At 73.1% G+C, this 657-nt stretch carries 1 protein-coding gene; it reads right to left on the minus strand.

Annotated elements, in window-relative coordinates:
• Positions 1–64: 64 nt before the first annotated feature.
• Positions 65–657 (minus strand): DMT family transporter (locus tag CCN37_RS38625; RefSeq protein WP_168201069.1); only part of this gene is annotated, 593 nt, incomplete at its 5' end.

Genomic DNA, 657 nt, shown 5'->3' on the forward strand with positions numbered 1-657 from the left:
CACACGGTGAGGACGGCGGTCAGTCCGCTCAGGAGCGCACGCGGCAGGGCCATGTGCGGTGACTCTAATGATCACGCCGTCCGGTGTGCCACACGGCGAGCACGACCAGGGCGCACCCGGCGAACTGGGTCACCGTGGGCCGTTCGCCCAGGAAGGCGACACCCAGCACGAGGGCCAGCACGGGCTGGAGCAGCAGCAGTGCGGCGCTGGTCGCCGGCGCCAGCCGGGACAGTGCCGGCCCCAGCAGGATGAGCGAGAGCACCTGCCCGAACAGTGCCATGAGGGCCAGCCAGCCGAACGGGCCCCAGCCGGGGAGGGGCTGGATTCCCGTCCACAGGGCGCCCAGTACGCCCGAGGTGACGGCGGCGGACAGGGTGGAGACGCACACCGGGTGCACGGTGTGCGGGCCTCCGCCGCCCAGCCGGGTGAGGAAGAGATAGCCGGCGTAGGCGACACCGGCCGTGGCCCCGTAGACGATGCCGGTCACCGGGCTGGTGCCCGGTTCCGGATCGCCGATCGCGCCGCTGGCCAGGGCGACGCCGACCAGCAGGAAGGGCAGGGCGAGCCAGTAGCGTCCGCCCGGCCGGGTGCGGGTGAGGGCCAGGGCCAGCAGCGGGAAGACGGCGATCTGGAGGTTCAGCAGCACGGTGGCGATGG

This window comes from Allokutzneria sp. NRRL B-24872 (genome assembly GCF_002155965.1).
Taxonomy (GTDB): domain Bacteria; phylum Actinomycetota; class Actinomycetes; order Mycobacteriales; family Pseudonocardiaceae; genus Allokutzneria.